A 19,795-nucleotide genomic window follows, 5' to 3' on the forward strand; every position below is an offset into this window, starting at 1 on the left:
ATGGCGCATTACGCGATGCTGATCGACGCGGCGCGCTGCACAGGCTGCGCCGCCTGCCGGGTGGCCTGCCAGCTGCAGTGGCAGCTTCCCCCGGAGGTGTTTTTCAACCGCCTGGAGTTTCGCGAACACGGCCAGTACCCCGACGTCCGCCAGGAGATAGTGCCGGTGCAGTGCATGCACTGCGACAACCCGCCCTGCGCGACCGTCTGCCCCACGAAGGCGACTTATAAGCGCGCCGACGGGCTTGTCCTCATCGACCATGACAAGTGCATCGGCTGCAAATACTGCGTCGTGGCCTGCCCCTACGATGTGCGGCAGGTGAACGACCGCGGCATTCCCGAGAAGTGCCGTTTCTGCGCGGGGTTCATCGAGAAGGGCGAGCAGCCGCCGTGCGCGAGCACGTGCATGAACGATGTGCGGGTGTTCGGCGACCTCGACGACCCCAACAGCGCGATCAGCAAGAAAATGAAGACGGTGCAGGTTTATCAGCTGGCGGCCGAAAAAGGCACCAAACCGCGCGTTTTCTACGTGAAGAGGGGAGGCTGACGTGATGCCGAAATTCGAGCGCTGGATGGCGCTGCCCGGTTTGCTGGTGCTGGCCGGGCTGGCGGGAGCCGGCTATAAGCTCGTTTACGGCGAGCACGCGCTGGGTACGACGGCCGCCGTGCCCTGGGGCAGTCTGATCGCCGGCTACGTGTTTTTCGCCGCCGCCGCGACCGGCGTCGGCCTGGTCGGCGCAGCCGGGCATTACAGCGGCCGGCCGGCGCTGGCGGCCCTGGAAAGGCCCAGTCTGTTCCTGGCCCTGTCGCTGCTGCTGGCCGGCTTCGGCCTGATCGGCATCGAGCTGGGCAATCCCCTGCATATGATTTACATAGTTTTTTCGCCCAACCTCCATTCAGGCATCTGGTGGATGGGATTGCTGTACAGCATCTACATGGCCCTGCTGGTGGTGGAGTGCTATTTCAGCCAGACGGACCCCGCCAACAAGAACCTGAAGTTCGTATCCGCCCTGGCGGTCGTCAACAAGGTCGCGGCCGTCTGCAACCTGGGGGCGATTTTCGCCCTGGTCGCCACCCGGCCGTTCTGGCACGGTTTCTATTTCCCGCTGTACATTCTGCTGACAGCGATCCTGTCGGGCGCGGCCGCGCTGGCGGCGGTCATGTGGCTGAGCGCCAGGCGCCGGGGACGGGAGGCGGACGGCGGGGTGATGGCGGCCCTGGGCAGGATAATGCTGGCGGCGGCGGCGGTTACGCTGCTGGCGAACGCCGGCAAGGTGTTCCACGGCCTGGCGAGCGGCGATCCCGCCCTGCGGGAGGCCACGGCGGCGCTGGTGAACGGCCCGCTGGCGCTGCGTTTCTGGGTGTTGGAGATCGGCCTCGGGCTGCTGGTGCCGCTGGCGCTGTTGGTGAAGCCCGGCGGCGGGGAGCGCGTTTTCAGGGCGGCGGTCATGGTCCTGATCGGCGTGTTTTTCATGCGCCTCGATTTCGTTATGGCCGGGCAGATGGTGCCCCAGGTGGTGGTGGCAGGCGTCCAGCATACCCTGATGCACGCCTACGCGCCGACCTGGACGGAGTGGGCCTTGATCGGCGGGGCGGCGGGCGCGGCGACGCTGCTGTTCGCCTTCAGCGAAGCGCGTTTCGATCTCGGCGCCGGCAAGACCGTAGCGCGCGGCCAGAGCTTACGGGCGGATGCGTCCGCTTAGCGATAGGTTTATTTCCAATAACAAGTTGAGAGAGGGGATTAAAAACGTGTTCAACAATCGCTTCCTGACCAACCGGTTCCTGTCTGTCGTAACCCTGCTGGTCCTGATCGCCTTCGTGGTCGCAGGCTGCGGAGCGCAGCAGGCCAAGGCGCCGGAGAAACCGGCCTCGGCGCCGGCGGCCTTCGACGCCGTCCAGGTGACCAAAGACACCGCCTGGGACGCCTACAGGAAGGTCGTAGCCGACGTCCAGGGCAAAACCTTCCCCGTCGACGCCGCCAAGGCCAAGGAACTCGTAACAGGCAACGAAAGCAAGTACCTGATCATCGACATGCGCTCTCCCGAAGACTACGCCAAGGGCCATGTCAAAGGGGCGGTCAACCTGACCATCGTCAAGCTGGCCGAGAACCTCGACAAGCTCCCGGCCGACAAGACCCTGCTGCTGTACTGCTATTCCGGGCAGAACACCGGCACGGCGATGGTCCCTCTGAAGGCATACGGTTATAAGGCACTGTCGATTTCCAAGGGCTTCCCGATGGTGGAAAAGGCGGGCTTCGCGATGGACACCGCCGCGACCGCCTTCACTCCGGCAGCCGCCAAGCCGGCAGCCGATCCCAAGCAAGCCGCCGCGCTGGCCGGTATCAAGGACAACTATATGACGATCGCCAGGCAGATGGCCGCCAAGACCCTTGTTGTCAAGGGGGCAGATGTTAAGAAGCTCGTCGACAGCGCGCCCGACAAGTATGTTTATATCGACCTCCGCTCGGCCGACGATTTCGCCAAGGCCCACGTGAAGGGCGCTGTCAGCGCTCCGTTGGCGACCCTGCAGGACAAGGCCAAGACCTTCCCCAGGGATAAGACGCTTGTGCTGTACTGCTACAGCGGCCAGACAGCCGCCATGGCCACCGCTCCCCTGAAAGCGGAAGGGTTCAAGCTCATTTCCATCAGCGCCGGGTTCCCGCAGGCCGAGGCCGGCGGGCTGCCGATCGAAAAGAAATAAGCTTTGTCAACGCGGCAAGGCCCGCCACATGGCGGGCCTTGCCGCCGTTTGTGTATATAAAAACAACCGGTGGGAAAATTACCTATTGTGGCGCATAATGGCACCCCTCGGCACCTGCCCGGGTGAGGCGGCGACGGAGCGCCGAAACCTTTATCAAGGAGGATTCTGCAATATGGTAACACTGACAACGGCCCACTGGGTATTCCTGTTCTGGGTGCTGGTCGTCATCGTCGTCATGGGTCTGAGAAAAGACCCGCTCATCCCCTGTATCCTCGGGCTGCTTTCCGTCGGCTGGATGGTCAAGGGCAGCATGGTCGGCGCCTTCACCACTGTATTCAATTCGCTGATCGTCGCCGGCAACGAGTTTTGGGGCATCATCGTCATCATTTCGCTGATCGTCGCGTTGTCCAGGCTGCTCAGCGAGACGGGGGCGGATTATCTGGTTATGAGTCCGGCCGCGAAGCTGATGGTCAACGCCGATGTCGCCTTCTGGGTGGTCGGCTTCGCGATGCTGATCGCCTCGTGGTTCTTCTGGCCCTCGCCGGCCACCGCCCTGGTCGGCGCCATCCTCTTCCCGGTTGCGGTGCGGGCCGGCCTGCCGGCAATCGGCGTGGCGATGGCGATGAACCTCTTCGGTCACGGCATCGGCCTGTCGACCGACTATGTCATTCAGGGGGCACCGACGATCACCGCCAAGGCGGCCGGGTTCGCCGACCCCGGTCCGGTGATTTCGGCCAGCATCCCGCTCGCGATCACGATGGGCCTGGTTACGACGATCGCCGCCTATCTCGTCGTCAAAAAAGACATGCGGACCAACGCCGAAGCCCATAAGCTGGAGCGCGAGAAGATGGCGGCGGCCGCGCCGTCGCAGCGCGACATCGACTGGGTGTCGTGGCTGCTGGCGGTCGTTACGCCAGTGGCGTTCGCCCTCGACGTCGCCGCCATGCTGACCCTCAACCTGCGGGGCGGCGACGCCACCGCCCTGCTCGGCGCGACCGCCCTCGTCATCCTGGCTGTCGGCTGCCTGCTCAAATTCGGCATGGACGGCCTTGAGAAGATCACCGACTACCTGCGCGACGGCTTCATGTTCGGTATCAAGATCTTCGCCCCCGTAATCGTCATCGGCGGATTCTTCTTCATGGGCAAGGGCGACCTCGCCAAGTCGATCTTCGAGCTCAAGACCGCGACCGGCTTTCTTGAGGATTTCGGCATCTACCTGTCGCAGACGGTGCCGCTGAATAAGGCGTTCGTGGCTATCGTCAGCCTGGGGACGGGCATCATCGTCGGCCTCGACGGCTCGGGCTTCTCGCCGCTGCCGTTGGTGGGCTCAGTGGCCGCGACCTTTGAGAAGGCCATCGCGGTCGACAAGGCGACGCTGGCAGCCCTGGGGCAGATGGCCGGCGTGTGGACGGGCGGCGGGACGATCATCCCCTGGGGCCTTATCCCGGTGGCCGCCATTACCGGGGTCAATCCCATCGAGCTGGCCAGGCGCAATTTCGTGCCGGTGGTGCTGGGGTTCGTCGCCACGACGATCGTGGCCATCATCCTGATGTAAGGTACGCACGAAAGGGGCGGCAGCGGAAGCTGCCGCCCCTTTCGTGTAAAAATACATTGCGGCCGGCGGAGCGGCGGCAGGAATATGAAGAGAAAATGGCGAATTTTCAAAAAGGCTCATCATTGATGAGTAGCTACCATATTTGGAAAAAAGGAGGTGACGCCGCTGCTGTAGTGGGATAACTTTTTGTTTTTATAGCCCCGGGATCGATACGAATTTTGAGGAGGAGTTTAGTATATGACGGTAGCGCTGACCGCGGCTCACTGGCTGTTCCTGTTTTGGGTATTGGTTGTCATCGTCGTCATGGGCTTCCGCAAGGATCCGCTGATTCCCTGTATCCTGGGCTTGCTTTCCGTAGGCTGGCTGGTAAAAGGCGGCGTTGTGGGCGCGTTTACCACGGTGTTCAATTCGCTGATCGTGGCCGGCAACGAGTTTTGGGGAATTATTGTCGTTATTTCGTTGATTGTCGCGTTGTCCAGGCTGCTCAGCGAGACGGGGGCGGATTATCTGGTGATGAGCCCGGCCGCCAGACTGATGGTTAATGCCGATGTCGCCTTCTGGGTGGTCGGCCTGGCGATGATGTTCGCTTCCTGGTTCTTCTGGCCTTCGCCGGCCACCGCCCTGGTTGGCGCCATCCTGTTCCCGGTCGCGGTGCGGGCCGGCCTGCCGGCGATCGGCGTGGCGATGGCCATGAACCTCTTCGGGCATGGCATCGCGCTTTCCACCGACTTCGTCATCCAGGGGGCGCCGACGATTACCGCCAAGGCGGCCGGGTTCGCCAATCCCGCCCCGGTGATTTCGGCCAGCGTGCCGCTCATTATCACCATGGGTCTTGTGACCACCGTGGCCGCGTTCGTCCTGATCAAGCGCGACATGAAGGCCAACGGCGCCGCTCATAAGCTGGAGCGCGAGGCGCTGATGTCAAACACCGAAACCAAGCGCGAGCTCGACTGGGTGTCGTGGTTCCTGGCGGTCGTGACGCCGGTGGCCTTCGCTCTCGACGTCGTCGCGATGTTGACCCTCAACCTGCGGGGCGGCGACGCCACCGCTCTCCTCGGCGCCACCGCCCTCGTCATCCTGGCTGTCGGCTGTCTGCTCAAGTTCGGCATGGAGGGCCTCGAAAAGATAACCGATTACCTGCGCGACGGCTTCATGTTCGGTATCAAGATCTTCGCCCCCGTTATCGTTATCGGCGGATTCTTCTTCATGGGCAAGGGCGATCTTGCCAAGGCGATTTTCGAACTCAAGACGGCAACCGGTTTCCTGGAGGATTTCGGCGTGGCTCTCTCCCAAACGGTGCCGCTCAACAAGCCGTTCGTCGCTCTGGTGACTCTGGGAACGGGCATCATCGTCGGCCTCGACGGCTCGGGCTTTTCGCCGCTGCCGCTGGTGGGCTCCGTGGCCGCGACTTTCGACAAGGCCATCGCTCTCGACAAGGCGACGCTGGCCGCTCTCGGCCAGATCGCCGGTGTGTGGACGGGCGGCGGGACGATCATCCCCTGGGGCCTTATCCCGGTGGCCGCCATCACCGGCGTCAATCCCATCGAGCTGGCGAGGCGCAACTTCGTGCCGGTGGTGCTGGGGTTCGTCGCCACGACGATCGTGGCCATTATTCTCCTGTAACCCAGGTAACGATTCGACCCCGGAAAGAGGGTGGCAACCCGGTTGCCATCCTCTTTATTTCATTTTCGCGGCCGGCGGCGAAAAGGATGGCGTCGTTGTCCGCGGTCCAGTCCGCGGGCGAGGCGAGGGTCACCCGGCTGCCGCGGGCGCGCAGGCCGTCGGCCAGCGGCGCGAGCAGGGCGGCCAGCGGAGCGGACGCGAGGATGACGATCTGGCGGCCTGCCGCCGCGGCCAGCGTTTCGTGGCCGGCGAAGGCGTTGCCGACGGGCGCCGGTTTGATCGCTTGGCCGAGGAGCAGGTCGGCGGGACAGGGATCGAAGGAGAGGAGGTACACCTGGCCTGAGGGGTAGCTTCTGAGGACTACCGCGCCGATGTTTCGGCCGCCGGGCACCGGGAGACGGAATTTGACCGTCGTGCCGGCCGTTGCCGCCGCCAGAATGCCGCCGCCTTTGACGATCAGGCCGGTGGCTCCCGCCAGGGGACGCACGGCGACAACCGTGCCGGGCGGCCGGTCGTCGCCGTCCCGCCATTGGTAGCGCTCGAAGGCGCATCGACCCTGCCAGTCGCAGTCGCACACCGTTTCGCCCCTGAGGTGCGTGCAGTAGGTGCATTCCGCCGTTTCCGCAAGGGTGCAGGGGCAGCGTTCCGCGGCAAGTTCTTCGCATTCCACGGGTTATCACCTCTCGATATCTTCGTGCGCCGATGTCTGTCGGCTATCCATGATATGCGGGAGGCGGCCGGGAGGTTCCGTATAATGAAAAAATGATGTTTGTCCGGGGGCGTGGCTGGCGGCTGATCCGGAGTGCCCCGCGGAAAGCCCGGCAGACGGCGGTTTTGGATGGTGAAGTTAAATTTCACCATTTGAAACGGCCGTCGGCAGGAATAAAACTCCTGACACAGAATTTGCAATTAACAGATAAGTAATTGAGTTAATAAAGTGCCGGCGTTTTTCGACGCTATTTCCCTTGCCCGGGAAACGGAGGGGCGATTCATTGCAGAATTTTGCGGTTAACAGTAAGTGGATTAAGAAACTTAACAGGATGAATGTCCTTAACATCCTAAAACGCCAAGGCTCGGTATCGCGCCAGGAACTGGCCGTCATAACCGGTCTTACGGGACCGGCGATCACCGGCATCGTCAAGGAGCTTCTCGCGATGGGGTTCGTCAAGGAGACGGGGCTCGGCCGTTCCCAGGGAGGGCGTAAGCCGATGCAGTTGGAGATCAATCCCGAGGCTGGCTATGTTTTTGGCGTCGAGGTGACTCGCCACGAGGTTTCGATGGGCATGGCCAACCTTACCGACGACCCCGTGCTGCTGCAGCGGCGGGCTGTCGATATGTCGGCGCCGCGCCCGGGGATCGACAATTTTATCAAGATGATCACTTCGGCCGCCCGCATGGTGGAGCGGAAAGGGCAGCTGCTGGCGCTGGGGGTGGCCTTTCCCGGCCTCCTGGACGCTGCTACGGGTACGGTCAAGCGCTCGGTCAATCTCGGCCCCGACTGGAACGGCTACCCGATTCAGACGGCGCTGGAAGAGCGGCTGGGGATAAAGGTATTCGTCGAGAACAACTCCAACGCGGCCGCTTTGGCGGAAAGGTGGTTCGGCGACTGCGCCGACTGCCGCGATCTGGTGTACGTCAACTGGGGCGAGGGCGTCAGCGCCGGCGTCCTGACGGACGAGCGCATTCTCCAGGGCCACCGCGGTTTTGCCGGGGAGATCGGCCATATCGTCATCCAGGAGGGCGGCGCGCTCTGCAACTGCGGCAATCGCGGCTGCCTGGAGACGCTGTGCGGCATCCCCGCGCTGGAACGCAGGGTGGCGAGCGAGTTGCCGTTCATCCCCGCCGATGACCCAGTGCGCAAGCTGGCCGCCGCCGGGCGGGTGTCGATCGAGGATTTCATCGACTGCGCGGCGGCCGAAGGCTCGTACTGCGCCGATCTGATGCGCCAGGTGGCGAGGTATGTGGGCTATGCGGTGGCCGATGTCGTCAATATCCTCAATCCCGAGGTGGTTTTCCTCGGTGGCCGGATGGCCCGCGCGGCCGCCCTCTGCCGGGATGTGATCGAGGAGACGGTGCGTTCCCACGCTTTTCCCGAGGTAGCGGCGGCGACCGAGCTGAGGATTTCGTCGCTTGACGGGCGGGCCGGGTTCGCCGGGGCCTGCGCGCTGGCCCTCAGGGAAACGATGGAGTCTGCGGAGTCAGATTTGTTGAAGAGGGCAGGGAGAATGGATTAATTTGATCCTGCGGAAGCCGCGGAGGCTTCTCCGTTAAAAATAAATTAATGTTTAGGGAGGGTAATCATGAACAAGAGAACCATCGCGATCCTGGTGGCCGTGCTGTTCGTCCTCACCGGCATTTTCGCCGGCTGCGGCGGCGGCGACAAGAAAGCGGCCGACAAGCCTGCCCAGCAGCAACTCGTGCTGAAACTGGGCGAGACTCATCCCCCCGACTATCCCACCACCCTCGGCGACAAGAAATTTGCCGAGCTCGTGACCGAACGCTCCAAAGGTCGCATCAAGGTAGAGGTTTATCCTTCATCCCAGCTTGGCGAGGAAAAAGCCGTCATCGAGCAGGTTCAGCTCGGCGCCATCGCTTTCACCCGCGTAAGCTCCGGCCCGATGGCCGAATTCTACAAGCCGATGGGCGTTTTCTCCCTGCCCTACATCTTTAACAACGGCGACCATATGTGGAAGTTCCTCAACGGCCCGGACGGCCAGAAGATGCTCGACGGCCTGCAGGGCTCGAAGTTCGTGGGTCTGTGCTACTTCGATCCGGGCGCCCGCAGCTTCTATTCCACCAAGCCGATCAAGTCCCTGGAGGATATGAAAGGCCTGAAGATCCGCGTTATCCAGAACAAGATCAATATGGATCTCATGCAGGCTCTCGGCGCCAGCGCCACCCCGATGCCGTACGGCCAGGTCTTCAGCTCGCTGCAGACCGGCGTTATCGACGGCGCGGAGAACAACTTCCCGAGCTACCTGACCGCCAACCACTACCAGGTGGCCAAGTACTACCTCGTCGACACCCATCAGCGGGTGCCGGAAGTGCTCGTGATGAGCAAGGTCGTCTGGGATAAGCTGTCCGCCGAGGACAAAAAGCTCATCAAGCAGGCTGCCGTCGATTCGGTGAAGACCCAGCGCGAGCTGTGGGCGAAGTTCGAGAAGGAGGCCGAAGCCAAGGTCAAGGCCGCCGGCTGCACCGTGACCGAGGTCAAGGACCTCAAGCCCTGGCAGGAAGCCGTCAAACCGATGATCCAGAAGTATCGCGCCGATTACGGCGAGGTGCTTGACGATATCGCCAAAGCTGCCAAATAATAATCGAATCTTTTACGACGAACCGGCCGACTGGCGGCGCTCCCACGGAGGGCCGCCAGTCTTGCCGATGCCGAGATGAATTGGGGGTGACCGACGCGTGCAAACGATCAAACGGCTGCTTACCGTGATGGACCGGACGCTGGAAGGCTTCGCCGTCACCTGTCTGCTGGCGATGATTCTCATCGTGACGATGCAGGTATTTACCCGTAAACTGTTCAACTTCGTCTTCTTCTGGTCGGAGGAAATCACCCTGCTCCTGCTGGCCTGGTTTTCCTACATGGGGATTGCCATCGGTTTTCGCGAAAAGCTGCACATGAACATGGACATGATCGAGAACTACGTTTCCAAGCGTGTCATCTATATTATGGACAGGATCATCGATTTGGCGACTTTTACCTTCGGCCTTTATCTGATTATCGCCGGCTGGGACTTTACCGTGCTTATGAACGAGTCCACGCTGCCGGCCACCAAGTTGCCAAACAGCCTGCTGTACGTGGTCATGCCGCTTACCGGTCTGATGACCTGTGCTTATTCCGCACTGCAGTTCTTCGGCATGGACACCCGCCGCTACACCGATGTGGAGGAGGAAATAAAGCAACATGATGCCTGATCAAACGACCGCCATCTGGATCTTATGCCTCAGCTTTGCCGTCCTCCTCATCCTGCGTTTCCCGGTCGCCCTAACTCTCGTGGCTTCGTCCATTCTCACACTTTGGTACCTTGACATCCCGCTGGTGGTCGTCGGCCAGCAAATGATCCAGGGAATAACGATTTATTCCCTGCTCGCCATCCCCTTTTTCATCCTTACCGGCCAGATCCTTGGCGAGGGCGGCTTGGCCAACAGAATCGTAAACCTGGCCAATCTCTTCGTCGGCCGCATTCGCGGTGGCCTAGCCCTGGTCAATAGCGTGGCCTGCATGTTTTTCGGCAATCTGTCCGGGTCGGCGGTGGCCGACGCTTCGGCCATCGGCTCGGTTATGATACCTTTGATGAAGAAAAAGGGCTACGCCGCCGATTATTGCGTCGGCGTGACCATTTCCTCCGCCATCCAGGGCGTTGTCGTGCCGCCCAGCCATAATCTGGTGCTGTACGCCATCGCCGCCGGCGGGGTTTCGATCAGCGGCCTTTTCCTGGCCGGCATCGTTCCCGGCATCATTCTGCTATCATCCCTTATGTTGACAAGTTATATCATCGCGGTTAAGAAGGGTTATCCCAAGGGGGACCCGGTCGTAAAAGCCCAGATTCCCGGCATCCTTTTCCACGGCCTGCTGTCTTTCACGCCGGCGGTCATCATCCTCGGCGGCATCATCAGCGGCTGGGCGACTGCGACCGAGTCGGGCGCCCTGGCGGCGGTGTATTCCTTCCTGCTGGCCTTCTTGGTGTACCGCGAGGCGTCCCTGAAGCAGATGTGGCCGGTGCTGGTCCGCACCTTCCGCACCGTGTTGATGGTGTTCTTCCTTATCGCCGCCTCGCAGGCGTTCGGCTGGGTTATGGCCTACCTGCACCTGCCCGACCTTATCACCAAGTGGTTTTTGTCGGTGTCCGACCAACCGTGGGTCATCTTGCTGATGATCAACGTCCTGCTCCTCATCCTCGGCGCGCCGATGGATATGGCGCCGATGATTCTCATCCTCACCCCCGTGCTGCTGCCGGTGTGCAAGGCGATCGGCATGGACCCGATCCATTTTGGCATCGTGCTGATCTTCAACGCCGGCATGGGCCTGTTGACGCCGCCGGTGGGCACGGTGCTGTTCGTGGGCTGCGCCATCGGCAAGGTGTCGGTCGACGCCGGCACGCGGGCGATGATGCCTTTCTTCCTGGCGATGCTGGTGGTGCTGTTTATGTTGACGTATATACCGGCGCTGTCGATGTGGCTCCCCAATATGTTTAAGTAGCGAGACTTGGGCAGAACGTTGATAACCCCTATCTGCGTCGTCGGTCCTCAGAGCGTTTGCTAGCGTACGCAATCAGTACGCGGCCGAACGCTACGCCCTCCATGGCGCGTTCGGCACTAGGCCCATCCGGGGCCGTCGTCGCGGCGCGCTCGCGCCCTTTCGGGTATAAGCGATCACGTCAACGCTAAAGCGTGTGTGTCCGCTTATCCGGTCCGCCTGGCAGCTAGGGATTCTGAATGTCTGCTCGCATTCCTTGTGCGGCAAAGGGAGGAACGTTCTTATGCCCCGATTGACAAAAAAATTGCTGGAGGGGAGTTTCCGTTTCCCGCCGGAGATGGATCTACCCGCCTATCCTGACAATCTGCCCGAGCGGGTGATCCAGTTCGGCGAGGGCAATTTTCTGCGCGCCTTCGTAGACTGGATGTTCCACCGCCTCAACAACAGCGGCCAGTGGGGCGGCAGGGTGGTCGTCGTCCAGCCGATCGCCGACGGGCTGGCAGGCCGCCTGAACGAGCAGGACGGCCTGTATACGCTGGCGCTGCGCGGCCTGCAGGACGGGCGGCCGACCGAGGAGCTGTCGCTGATCGGCGTGGTGAGCCGCGCCCTGAACGCCTATAGCCAGTGGGAAGAGGTGCTGAAGTGCGCCGAGAATCCCACCATCGAGTACTTGATCTCCAACACCACCGAGGCCGGCATCAGCCACGACCCTGCGGACGGGCCCGATCTCGCGCCGCCCGCGTCCTTCCCCGGCAAGGTGACGGCGTACCTCTACCGGCGGTTCCGCCATTTCGGCGGCGACGCCGGCAAGGGGATGACCGTAATCCCCTGCGAACTGATCGACCGCAACGGCGACGTGCTGAAAAAGGTGGTGCTGCGCTACGCCGCGGAGTGGAAGCTGCCGAAGGAGTTTGCCGCCTGGGTGGAGAAGAATAACCTGTTCCTAAATACCCTGGTCGACAGAGTGGTAACCGGCTATCCCCGCGACGAGGCCGCGGTGTTCGCCAAGCGCCTCGGCTACGAGGACGGCCTGCTGGACACGGGTGAGAACTTTCATCTGTGGGTGATCGAGGGCCCGGCCCGCCTGGCCGAGAAATTGCCCTTTACCCGCATCGGTCTCAACGTCATCTGGACGGACGACATGACTCCGTACCGCACCCGCAAGGTCCGCATCCTTAACGGCGCGCATACCGCCTCGGTGCCGGCGGCGTTCCTCTACGGGCTGGACACGGTGGGTGAGATGATGGACGACGGGATTACGGGGCGGTTCGTGCGCGAGGCGGTATACGAGGAGATCATCCCCGCCTGCGGGCTTGACAAGGATATGCTCAAGTCGTTCGCCGACGCGGTCGTAGAACGGTTTCGCAACCCTTTCATCAAGCATTATCTGTTAAGCATCCTGCTCAACTCGGCTTCGAAGTTTAAGAACCGCGTCCTGCCGTCCATCCTCGACCACCAGCGGCGCCTGGGCCGGTTGCCGCGGCGGCTGGTGTTCGGTCTGGCGGCCCTGGCGGCCGTGTACAGGGACGGAAGGATAAACGGCGCGGTGCTGGAAGCCCGCCGTGCGAAGGGGCCGTTCGAGATGCGCGACGATCTGCCGGTGCTCGAAGCAATGGCCGCCGCGTGGCAGCTTTACGACGGCACCGGCGCCGGCGCTCGCGCCGTGACGGCCGCGGTGCTGGCCAATACGGCTTTATGGGGCCAGGACCTTAACAAGGTCGACGGCCTGACGGACTTGGCCGCCGGTTACCTGCACGGCATCTGCCGGGACGGCATGGCGGCCGCCCTCGCGGCCGTGCTGGACGGCTAAAACAAGTAACGAAAAGGAGAAACGGCATGGACCTGATGAGAATCCACCCCAAAGACAACGTAGCTGTGGCAGTCAGGCCGCTCGCTCCCGGACAGGCTCTCGCCGCAGGCTTGGCGGCCGTGGTCACCCGCCAGCCGATCCCCGCCGGCCACAAGATGGCGATCGTGCCCATCGCCGCCGGCGAGAAGGTCATCAAGTACGGTTTTCCGATCGGAACCGCCCAGGTGGACATCGCCGCCGGCGACTGGGTCCACACCCATAACTGCAAGACCAATCTCGGCGAGCTGCTGGAGTATACTTACGAGCCGGAGGTTGCCGCGCTCGAGGCCGCCGGCCGGGGCGAGTCCTTTCTGGGCTACCGGCGTCCGGACGGCAAGGCGGGGACGCGCAACGAGATCTGGATAATCCCCACGGTCGGCTGTGTCAACCAGAACGCCCGCGTGATCGCCGAGGTGGCCGGGAAGCTGCTCTGCCAGGAGAATATCGACGGCGTCCACGCTTTCACCCATCCGTACGGCTGCTCGCAGTTGGGCGAGGATATCGCCAACACCCAGAAGATTCTCGCCAACCTTGTGCGGCATCCCAACGCCGGCGGCGTCCTTGTCCTCGGCCTGGGGTGCGAGAACAATCATATCAGGGCCTTCAAGGAGATTCTCGGGCCGGTCGATCCCCAGCGGGTGAAATTCCTCGAAACACAGGGGGTGGACGACGAAATCGCGGCCGGGGTGCAGCTGGTGTCGGAGCTGGCGGAGTATGCCGGCGGCTTCAGGCGAACTACCTGTCCGCTGTCCGATCTTGTTGTCGGTCTGAAGTGCGGCGGCTCGGACGGCTTTTCCGGCATTACCGCCAACCCGCTCGTCGGCCTGTTCTCCGACCGGCTGGTGGCGAGCGGCGGCACGACGGTGCTCACCGAGGTGCCGGAGATGTTCGGCGCCGAGACCATCCTGATGAACCGGGCCAAGGACAAGGAGACGTTCGAGAAGATCGTCCGCCTGATCAACGATTTCAAGATTTACTTCACTTCCCACAACCAGCCGGTGTACGAGAATCCTTCCCCCGGCAACAAGGACGGCGGCATCACTACGCTGGAGGATAAGTCGCTCGGCTGCACGCAAAAGGGCGGCTACGCCGCCCCGGTGGTCGATGTGCTGCAGTACGGGGAAACAGCCGTCACGCCGGGCCTGAACCTGCTGAACGGGCCGGGCAACGATCTGGTGGCCTCGACCGTGCTGGCGGCCGCCGGCTGCCAGGTCATCCTGTTCACGACCGGCCGCGGCACGCCGCTCGGCACGGTTGTGCCGACGGTGAAGATCGCCACCAACAGCGATCTCTTCCGCCGCAAGCAAAACTGGATGGACTTCGACGCCGGGCGCCTGCTGGACGGCATCCCCCGGGAGGAACTCACCGGCGAGTTTTTCGCCTTCGTGCTGAACGTGGCGTCCGGGCAGACGACCAAGGCCGAGAAGCTGGGCTTCCGTGATTTGACGCTGTTCAAGAACGGCGTAACAGTATAGCGCACTCCTTCGCGGCATGCCTTCGGGCATGCCGGTTTTTTTACAAAAAAGTGAAGCACGCTGGGTAGCGTGCTTCTTTTTTATTTCAGGCCGAGGGCGGCCTTGACCTGGCAGACCTTGTGGCGGCTGACCGGGATCTGCTGGCCCTTGCAGTCGTCCATCTTCAGAAAATAGGTGCCTTTAAACCAGGGGATGATTTCAACCACTTTGTCAAGGTTGACGATGTACTGGCGGTGGACGCGGACGAAGGGCGTCCCACCGGTGCGGCCGGCGGTCAGCAGGTTTTCGATTTCCTGCATGGTGAGGGGGGCGGCGTACTGGCCCTGTTTGGTGAGGACATAGACGGTCTTCTCGCGGACCTGGACAAGGGCGATGTCTTCCTTACTCAAGGGGACGATCCGCCCGCCGGACAGCACGCAAACTTTGCCGGCCGGCTCTTTCGGCGCGGCGGCCGGCCGGGCCGAAAGGCGGCGGACTTTGCCGAGCACGGCGGCGATCTTGGCGTCGGTCACCGGCTTGGTGACATAGCCGACAGCCGGGGTTTCGAAGGCGGCGAGGGCGTATTCGGGGTGGGCGGTGATGAAGACGATGAGGGGCGGGTCGCGCAGGACGCTGAGGCGGGCGGCCATCTCGAGGCCGGATATGCCGGGGAGGCTGATGTCGAGAAAAACGAGGCGGGGGGCGTTGACGGCGATGTAGTCGAGGGCTGCCGGCGGCTGCTCGAAGCGGGCGACGACCTTGATGTCCGGGTGGCTGCCGAGCAGGTATTCGATTTCCTCGCTGATGGGCGGTTCATCGTCGACGATGACGGTTGTAAGGATCATGCCGAATGCCTCCTTTCCAGAGGAACGCGGATGGCGGCCCGGGTGCCTTCGCCGGGTCCGCTGTCGATGGTGAGGCCGTAGCCGCCGCCGTAGATGCTGGCCAGGCGCCGGTGGACGTTCTTGACGCCGATGCCCTCCGCGCTGGTGAACAGGGTGGTCAGTTTGGCGGCCGGGATGCCGACGCCGTTGTCGGTTATCGTTATCAGCAGATCGTCGCCTTCCACCGCGGCGCGGACGGTCAGCCGGCAGTGGCTGAGTTTGGGGAACAGGCCGTGTTCGAGGGCGTTTTCCACCAGCGGCTGCAGGGAGAGGACGGGGACGCGCACATGGCGGGCGGCGTCGTCGATGGCAATGTCGACGGTGAGCCGGGGGCCGAACCGCATTTTGGCGATTTCAAGATAGGCGTAGATGCCGGCGATTTCGTCCTTCAGAGGCACGAAGTCGTCGCGGACGGTGAGGCTGTGCTGCATGATCGTTGCCAGGTGGGTGAGAAGGGTGCGGGCGGTTTCCGGCTTGGTGCGGCAAAAGGACATGATGGCGTTCAGGGTGTTGAACAGGAAGTGGGGGTTTATCTGCGCCTGCAGGGCTTTGAGCTCGGCTTTTTCGCGCAGTTTTTTCTGGTTGTCGACCTCGGCGAGCTGGATCTGGACGGACAGCAGGTTGGCGAGACCGTCAGCGAGGCGGATGTCCATGGCGTTGACGGTGTTGCTGACCGCGCGCGACAGCTTGATGGTGCCGACGACTTCGCCGTGCGAGAAGAGGGGCGCGGCGACGCCGGAACGGAGCGGGCAGTTGGGAACCGAGCAGCCCCGGTCCTCGGGGGTTTCGATGACGATCAGGCGTTGCTGTTCGTAGACTTGGCGGGTGGATGCGGTGCTGATGGGTTGTCCGGCGGCGTGGTGGTCGTCGCCGGCGCCGATGAAGGCCAATACCTTCTCGCGGTCGGAGATCGAGACGGCATCCATCTTGGTTAGTTCGTAGATGATCTCCGCCGTTTTCTGCGCAGAGGCGGGAGTAAGGCCCTGGCGGAGGAAGGGGAGGGTGCGGCTGGCGATCTCGAGCGAAAGCTCGGCCGCCTGGGCGCTGTGGGTTTCGCGTGTTTTCTGGAGATCTTCGATGATGATGATGAAGATGACGGTGCCGAGGATGCTGACCAAGGTGGTGGGGATGGCGATGACCCGTTCAAGAGCCCAGGCGGAGTCGAGCGGTCCGAAAACGAACACCAGGCCCTTCTGTACGATTTCTCCCGCGAGGGCGACGGCTGCGCCAATTTTCCAGTTGAGGCGGTGGATGCCGAGCCGCTGGCGGACAAGTCCGGCGAGCAGGCCGCCGATAAGGGCCGACAGACCGCAGGCCTCGGCGGTGAAGCCTCCCAGGGAATAGCGATGGAGGCCGCTGATCGCGCCGACGGTCAGCCCCACCCACGGGCCGCCCATGATGCCGCCCATCAGTGCCCCCACCAGGCGGGTGTTGGCCAGGGCCCCTTCAACCGGGATGCCGTTGTATGTCCCCATGATCGACAGCGGGGCGAAAATGGCGACAAGCGTCGCGAAGCACCGTCCCCGCGTGGGGGTGTGGACGCAGTCGCTGATGAATTTGTTGCGCCCGATAAGGTAGGCGGCGATGGCGATCAACGCCCCGTCGCTCAGCAGGTCGAGCAGCATGCCTGTACCCATGGTCCACCTCGGAGTGACGATATTTCTTGGGGAATGAATTCTCCGTCTGTCGGCCAATCCCTCCCCGGCTCTAGGGTTGTAGGGGCAGGGACGAGGCTGCTCGGAAGCCGGAAACGCCTGGCTTAGTCATCGGTCTTTGCATTTCATCAGCCTCGCGGAAAAATTTTATCTTTTTTCCATTGTGGGCAGGAAATTAGAAAACGATGGCGAAAGGCTAATATATAGCTCATCAATGATGAGTAGCAACCACCGGAAAACGGAGGTGGACATCGTGCCCAAGATCACCGAACAGATAATGGATGCTTTGGATGTGGAGACTTTCTTCGTCTGCGCCACCGAGGAGGAGGGCCGCAACCTGATGCTCAACTTGATCAAATCGTGGGGCTTCACTGACGCTGATGTGGTTTTCGCCCAGCACGAGGGCCCGGGAGTCCGGGTCAGGGGCCGGGCGTACGTTTACCGGCCGGCCGACAAGTACCGCTGGCTGCTCCGTGAAGCGGAAGCGGCGCAGGAGGGCTGATAATGAAAAAAGTGTTGCTCGCACCGCTCGACCCGGTGCATGACATCGGCCTGAAGATCATCGCCCGCGGCCTTGAGGAGGCCGGCTACGAGACGCTGCTCCTGCCCCCCGATCTGACCGAGGAAGAGATCATCGACAACGCTTTGCGGGAAAATACCGCGACACTGCTTTTGAGCCGCACGCTCGGCTACGGCGTGGCCGAGATCCTCGCCCGGTTCGTCGACCTCGCCGACGCAGCCGGCATCCGCGCCAAGGTGAAGCTGGGCATCGGTGGTATGGCTATCAGGCCGGAACTGGCCGCCGAGCTCGGTTTCGACGCCGGCTTCGGACCGGGTACGACGGTGGAGGAGGTCGTCTGCTTCATCGAGGGGCGGGAATACCGGCCGGATCCCACGCGGTGCGCCAAGACCAAGCCCGATATGACGGCCGGCTACGGCTACGGCTACCGCCATGCCGGCATCGCCGCCCGGCTCGACCGCATCAGCGCGCAGATCATGGACTGGGTCAAGGATAAGTCGTCGCCCGGTGTGGAACGCGCCCGGTTGCGCGATGAGCTGTGGAACGCCGCCGAGTGGCGCGCGCGCCGGGGCGACGGCGAGCTTTACCGGCATTACCCCGCCCTATGCGGCGACATTCCGCGGAAGTACTATGCCAGCGGCGAACTCCACCCGAAGACGCGCCGCTTTACCAAGACCGAGGTGGAGGGGCTGGAGAAGTATCTGGCCGACACCAAGGCCCGCATGTCGGTCCGCAAGCTTCAGCACAGCCGCAGGAAGCCGCTGGTGTTTGTCCAGTACGGCACCGGCTGCCCCTTCATGGATATCGGCCACATTCTCGCCAGCGAGGCGTGGGGCGCCGATGGCGTGGTCCATTTCGACCCCTCGTGGGGGGCGCGTACCGAGGGCTTCCTCGATGGCTTCCTCACCCACCAGGAGGACGGTACGGTTATAACGCCGGCCAATTTTAACCGCATTAAGGGCGCCCTTGAGGATTCGACGCTATGGCAGGTGAGGGCCCACCGCGGCCTAAACACCCCGGAGACGGCGGTGCTGGCCGGCAAGATGGGCGCCGACCTGACGAAGATCAATTTCTGCTACGGCGCCCTGGGGGCGGGGACCGACCCGGCGCGCATGGTGGTGGACGGCTACCACACCATTTTATACGCCAAGAAATACAACCTGCCCTTCGATGTCGTGACCAACGAGGAGCTGTGCGGCGTGCCGGCCCATAAGGCGTTCGCCGGCATGCTGATCGTCGCCGACCTGGCGGTGCGGCTCGGCGGCCGGCCAATCCTGCAGCCGCTGTTCGCCTACTCTCCCGAGGTGATGGTCGGCGGTCTGATGGCCGATAACTACGTCGATTTCAACACCGCCAAGATCAAGGCCCTCCGGGGCATCATCGACGCCCCCCTGTGGCCGGGCGCGCCGATCGGCTTCCTCACCCACACCGAGGACCGGGTCCAGTCGGCGATGGCCACCGCGCTTCACGCCTGTCTGGCAAGCTCGCTGGAGGTCGACGCAATTTCGATCGCCTCCACCGACGAAGCCTATTCGGGCGGGCCGATCTCCGCTCCATCACGGATCGACACCCTGCGGGCCGTCCAGGAAGGCTTCCGCTTCTTCGGCCAGGCGGGCATAAACCCCACCTCTGAGGCCGACCGCTACGCCGACGAGCTGGTGGCCGGCATCGAGAAGGTCCTGGACGAGGTGGCGGCACGCGGCGATTTCGTAGCCGCCGTCCACGAGGGCTTGCTGGGCAGCCGGGCGGAGGGGGCGTATCCGGGGCGCAGCGGCAAGGACACTGTGACTATCGTCAAAAAATAGGGAAACCGCCGCAAAAGTCCATCTGCGGCGTTGCTCCCCCCGGGTGCTAGCATAGACGGGTGCTAGCATAGATAGGAGGCCATACATGAAAAATGATCCATATGCTTCCGGCAAATTCTCCTCCAACCCCTACGCCGCCAAGACCGACGTCAACGGCACGCTGGCGGTCGTGCTGCGGGGGAAGATGGAAGACCGCGGCCTGGAGCTTATCAAGCCGATATCCCGCTGCGTCAGGCGGCATGACATCCACGAACTTATCCTTACCGACGAGCCGGACGCCAAGCCCGGCAGCCGCGTAAACCGCATCGCCTATCTGGGGTTCGCAGCCGTCGCCGACGGCGGTGTGATCGTCGCCGGGGACGAGGTTTATCTCGCCGGGCGCCTTGTCGGCACCCTGGCCGGCTTCGACGAAACCCATATGCCCAACCACCTCAACATTGTCATCCGGACCGACCGGCTGGCCGACGGGGTGGAGCAGGGGGCTGAACTGGGGATGCCGGTGCGGTTTACCGTCGCCAAAAGGGATGAGAAATAGAATCCGGCTT

Annotated in this window: 17 protein-coding genes; 14 read left to right on the forward strand and 3 right to left on the reverse strand. The window is 62.7% G+C overall.

Annotated features, from left to right (window positions below; translation table 11 throughout):
• From Q4T40_22720 to Q4T40_22740, 5 genes are all read left to right on the forward strand, one after another.
• A complete protein-coding gene (locus Q4T40_22720; GenBank protein MDT8904058.1) occupies positions 1 to 546 on the forward strand; it encodes a 4Fe-4S dicluster domain-containing protein in 546 nt (181 codons plus the stop codon).
• 4 nt (positions 547 to 550) lie between these two features.
• On the forward strand, positions 551 to 1,702 hold the full coding sequence (gene nrfD, locus Q4T40_22725; GenBank protein ID MDT8904059.1) for a polysulfide reductase NrfD: 1,152 nt from the start codon (positions 551 to 553) through the stop codon (positions 1,700 to 1,702).
• 46 nt (positions 1,703 to 1,748) lie between these two features.
• Entirely contained in the window at positions 1,749 to 2,699 is a 951-nt protein-coding gene (locus Q4T40_22730) for a rhodanese-like domain-containing protein (GenBank protein MDT8904060.1), read from the forward strand.
• A 172-nt stretch (positions 2,700 to 2,871) separates the two neighbouring features.
• Positions 2,872 to 4,254 carry a hypothetical protein gene (locus Q4T40_22735; GenBank protein ID MDT8904061.1) on the forward strand — a complete coding sequence of 461 codons (1,383 nt, stop codon included), beginning with the start codon at positions 2,872 to 2,874 and terminating at the stop codon, positions 4,252 to 4,254.
• A 237-nt stretch (positions 4,255 to 4,491) separates the two neighbouring features.
• On the forward strand, positions 4,492 to 5,877 hold the full coding sequence (locus tag Q4T40_22740; protein ID MDT8904062.1) for a hypothetical protein: 1,386 nt from the start codon (positions 4,492 to 4,494) through the stop codon (positions 5,875 to 5,877).
• Here the strand turns inward: Q4T40_22740 and Q4T40_22745 are convergent.
• Entirely contained in the window at positions 5,864 to 6,547 is a 684-nt protein-coding gene (locus tag Q4T40_22745) for a hypothetical protein (protein MDT8904063.1), read from the reverse strand. The genes Q4T40_22740 and Q4T40_22745 overlap by 14 nt on opposite strands.
• Positions 6,548 to 6,869: 322 nt before the next feature.
• Here Q4T40_22745 and Q4T40_22750 point away from each other — a divergent pair, with 322 nt between their 5' ends.
• The 6 genes from Q4T40_22750 to Q4T40_22775 all read left to right on the forward strand — a co-directional run bounded on the left by Q4T40_22750 (position 6,870) and on the right by Q4T40_22775 (position 14,407).
• Entirely contained in the window at positions 6,870 to 8,111 is a 1,242-nt protein-coding gene (locus Q4T40_22750; GenBank protein ID MDT8904064.1) for an ROK family transcriptional regulator, read from the forward strand.
• A gap of 66 nt (positions 8,112 to 8,177) precedes the next feature.
• The gene (locus tag Q4T40_22755; GenBank protein ID MDT8904065.1) at positions 8,178 to 9,191 is read left to right on the forward strand and encodes a TRAP transporter substrate-binding protein; all 1,014 of its coding nucleotides are present in this window, start codon (positions 8,178 to 8,180) and stop codon (positions 9,189 to 9,191) included.
• Between the two features lie 97 nt (positions 9,192 to 9,288).
• Positions 9,289 to 9,801, forward strand: coding sequence for a TRAP transporter small permease (locus tag Q4T40_22760; GenBank protein MDT8904066.1), 513 nt, complete (start codon positions 9,289 to 9,291; stop codon positions 9,799 to 9,801).
• A complete protein-coding gene (locus Q4T40_22765) occupies positions 9,791 to 11,086 on the forward strand; it encodes a TRAP transporter large permease (GenBank protein MDT8904067.1) in 1,296 nt (431 codons plus the stop codon). The genes Q4T40_22760 and Q4T40_22765 overlap by 11 nt, the downstream gene beginning before the upstream one ends.
• A gap of 280 nt (positions 11,087 to 11,366) precedes the next feature.
• Positions 11,367 to 12,893: a tagaturonate reductase gene (locus Q4T40_22770; GenBank protein MDT8904068.1), complete on the forward strand. Its 1,527-nt coding sequence runs from the start codon at positions 11,367 to 11,369 to the stop codon at positions 12,891 to 12,893.
• Positions 12,894 to 12,919: 26 nt separating this feature from the next.
• Complete coding sequence (locus Q4T40_22775) at positions 12,920 to 14,407, forward strand: altronate dehydratase family protein (GenBank protein MDT8904069.1); 1,488 nt, start codon at positions 12,920 to 12,922, stop codon at positions 14,405 to 14,407.
• Positions 14,408 to 14,487: 80 nt separating this feature from the next.
• Here Q4T40_22775 and Q4T40_22780 read toward each other — a convergent pair whose 3' ends face one another.
• Complete coding sequence (locus tag Q4T40_22780; protein MDT8904070.1) at positions 14,488 to 15,231, reverse strand: LytTR family DNA-binding domain-containing protein; 744 nt, start codon at positions 15,229 to 15,231, stop codon at positions 14,488 to 14,490.
• Positions 15,228 to 16,907, reverse strand: a complete 1,680-nt coding sequence (locus Q4T40_22785; protein MDT8904071.1) for a LytS/YhcK type 5TM receptor domain-containing protein — start codon at positions 16,905 to 16,907, stop codon at positions 15,228 to 15,230. Before Q4T40_22785 ends, Q4T40_22780 begins: the two co-directional genes overlap by 4 nt.
• A gap of 271 nt (positions 16,908 to 17,178) precedes the next feature.
• Between Q4T40_22785 and Q4T40_22790 the strand changes: the two genes are divergently transcribed.
• From Q4T40_22790 to Q4T40_22800, 3 genes are all read left to right on the forward strand, one after another.
• Complete coding sequence (locus Q4T40_22790) at positions 17,179 to 17,427, forward strand: hypothetical protein (GenBank protein MDT8904072.1); 249 nt, start codon at positions 17,179 to 17,181, stop codon at positions 17,425 to 17,427.
• A gap of 2 nt (positions 17,428 to 17,429) precedes the next feature.
• Entirely contained in the window at positions 17,430 to 19,250 is a 1,821-nt protein-coding gene (locus Q4T40_22795) for a cobalamin-dependent protein (protein ID MDT8904073.1), read from the forward strand.
• Between the two features lie 85 nt (positions 19,251 to 19,335).
• Complete coding sequence (locus tag Q4T40_22800) at positions 19,336 to 19,785, forward strand: hypothetical protein (protein MDT8904074.1); 450 nt, start codon at positions 19,336 to 19,338, stop codon at positions 19,783 to 19,785.
• The last annotated feature ends 10 nt before the right edge of the window (positions 19,786 to 19,795 follow it).

The organism is Selenomonadales bacterium 4137-cl (assembly GCA_032334055.1).
GTDB classification, from domain to species: Bacteria; Bacillota; Negativicutes; order Sporomusales; family UBA7701; genus Anaeroselena; species Anaeroselena agilis.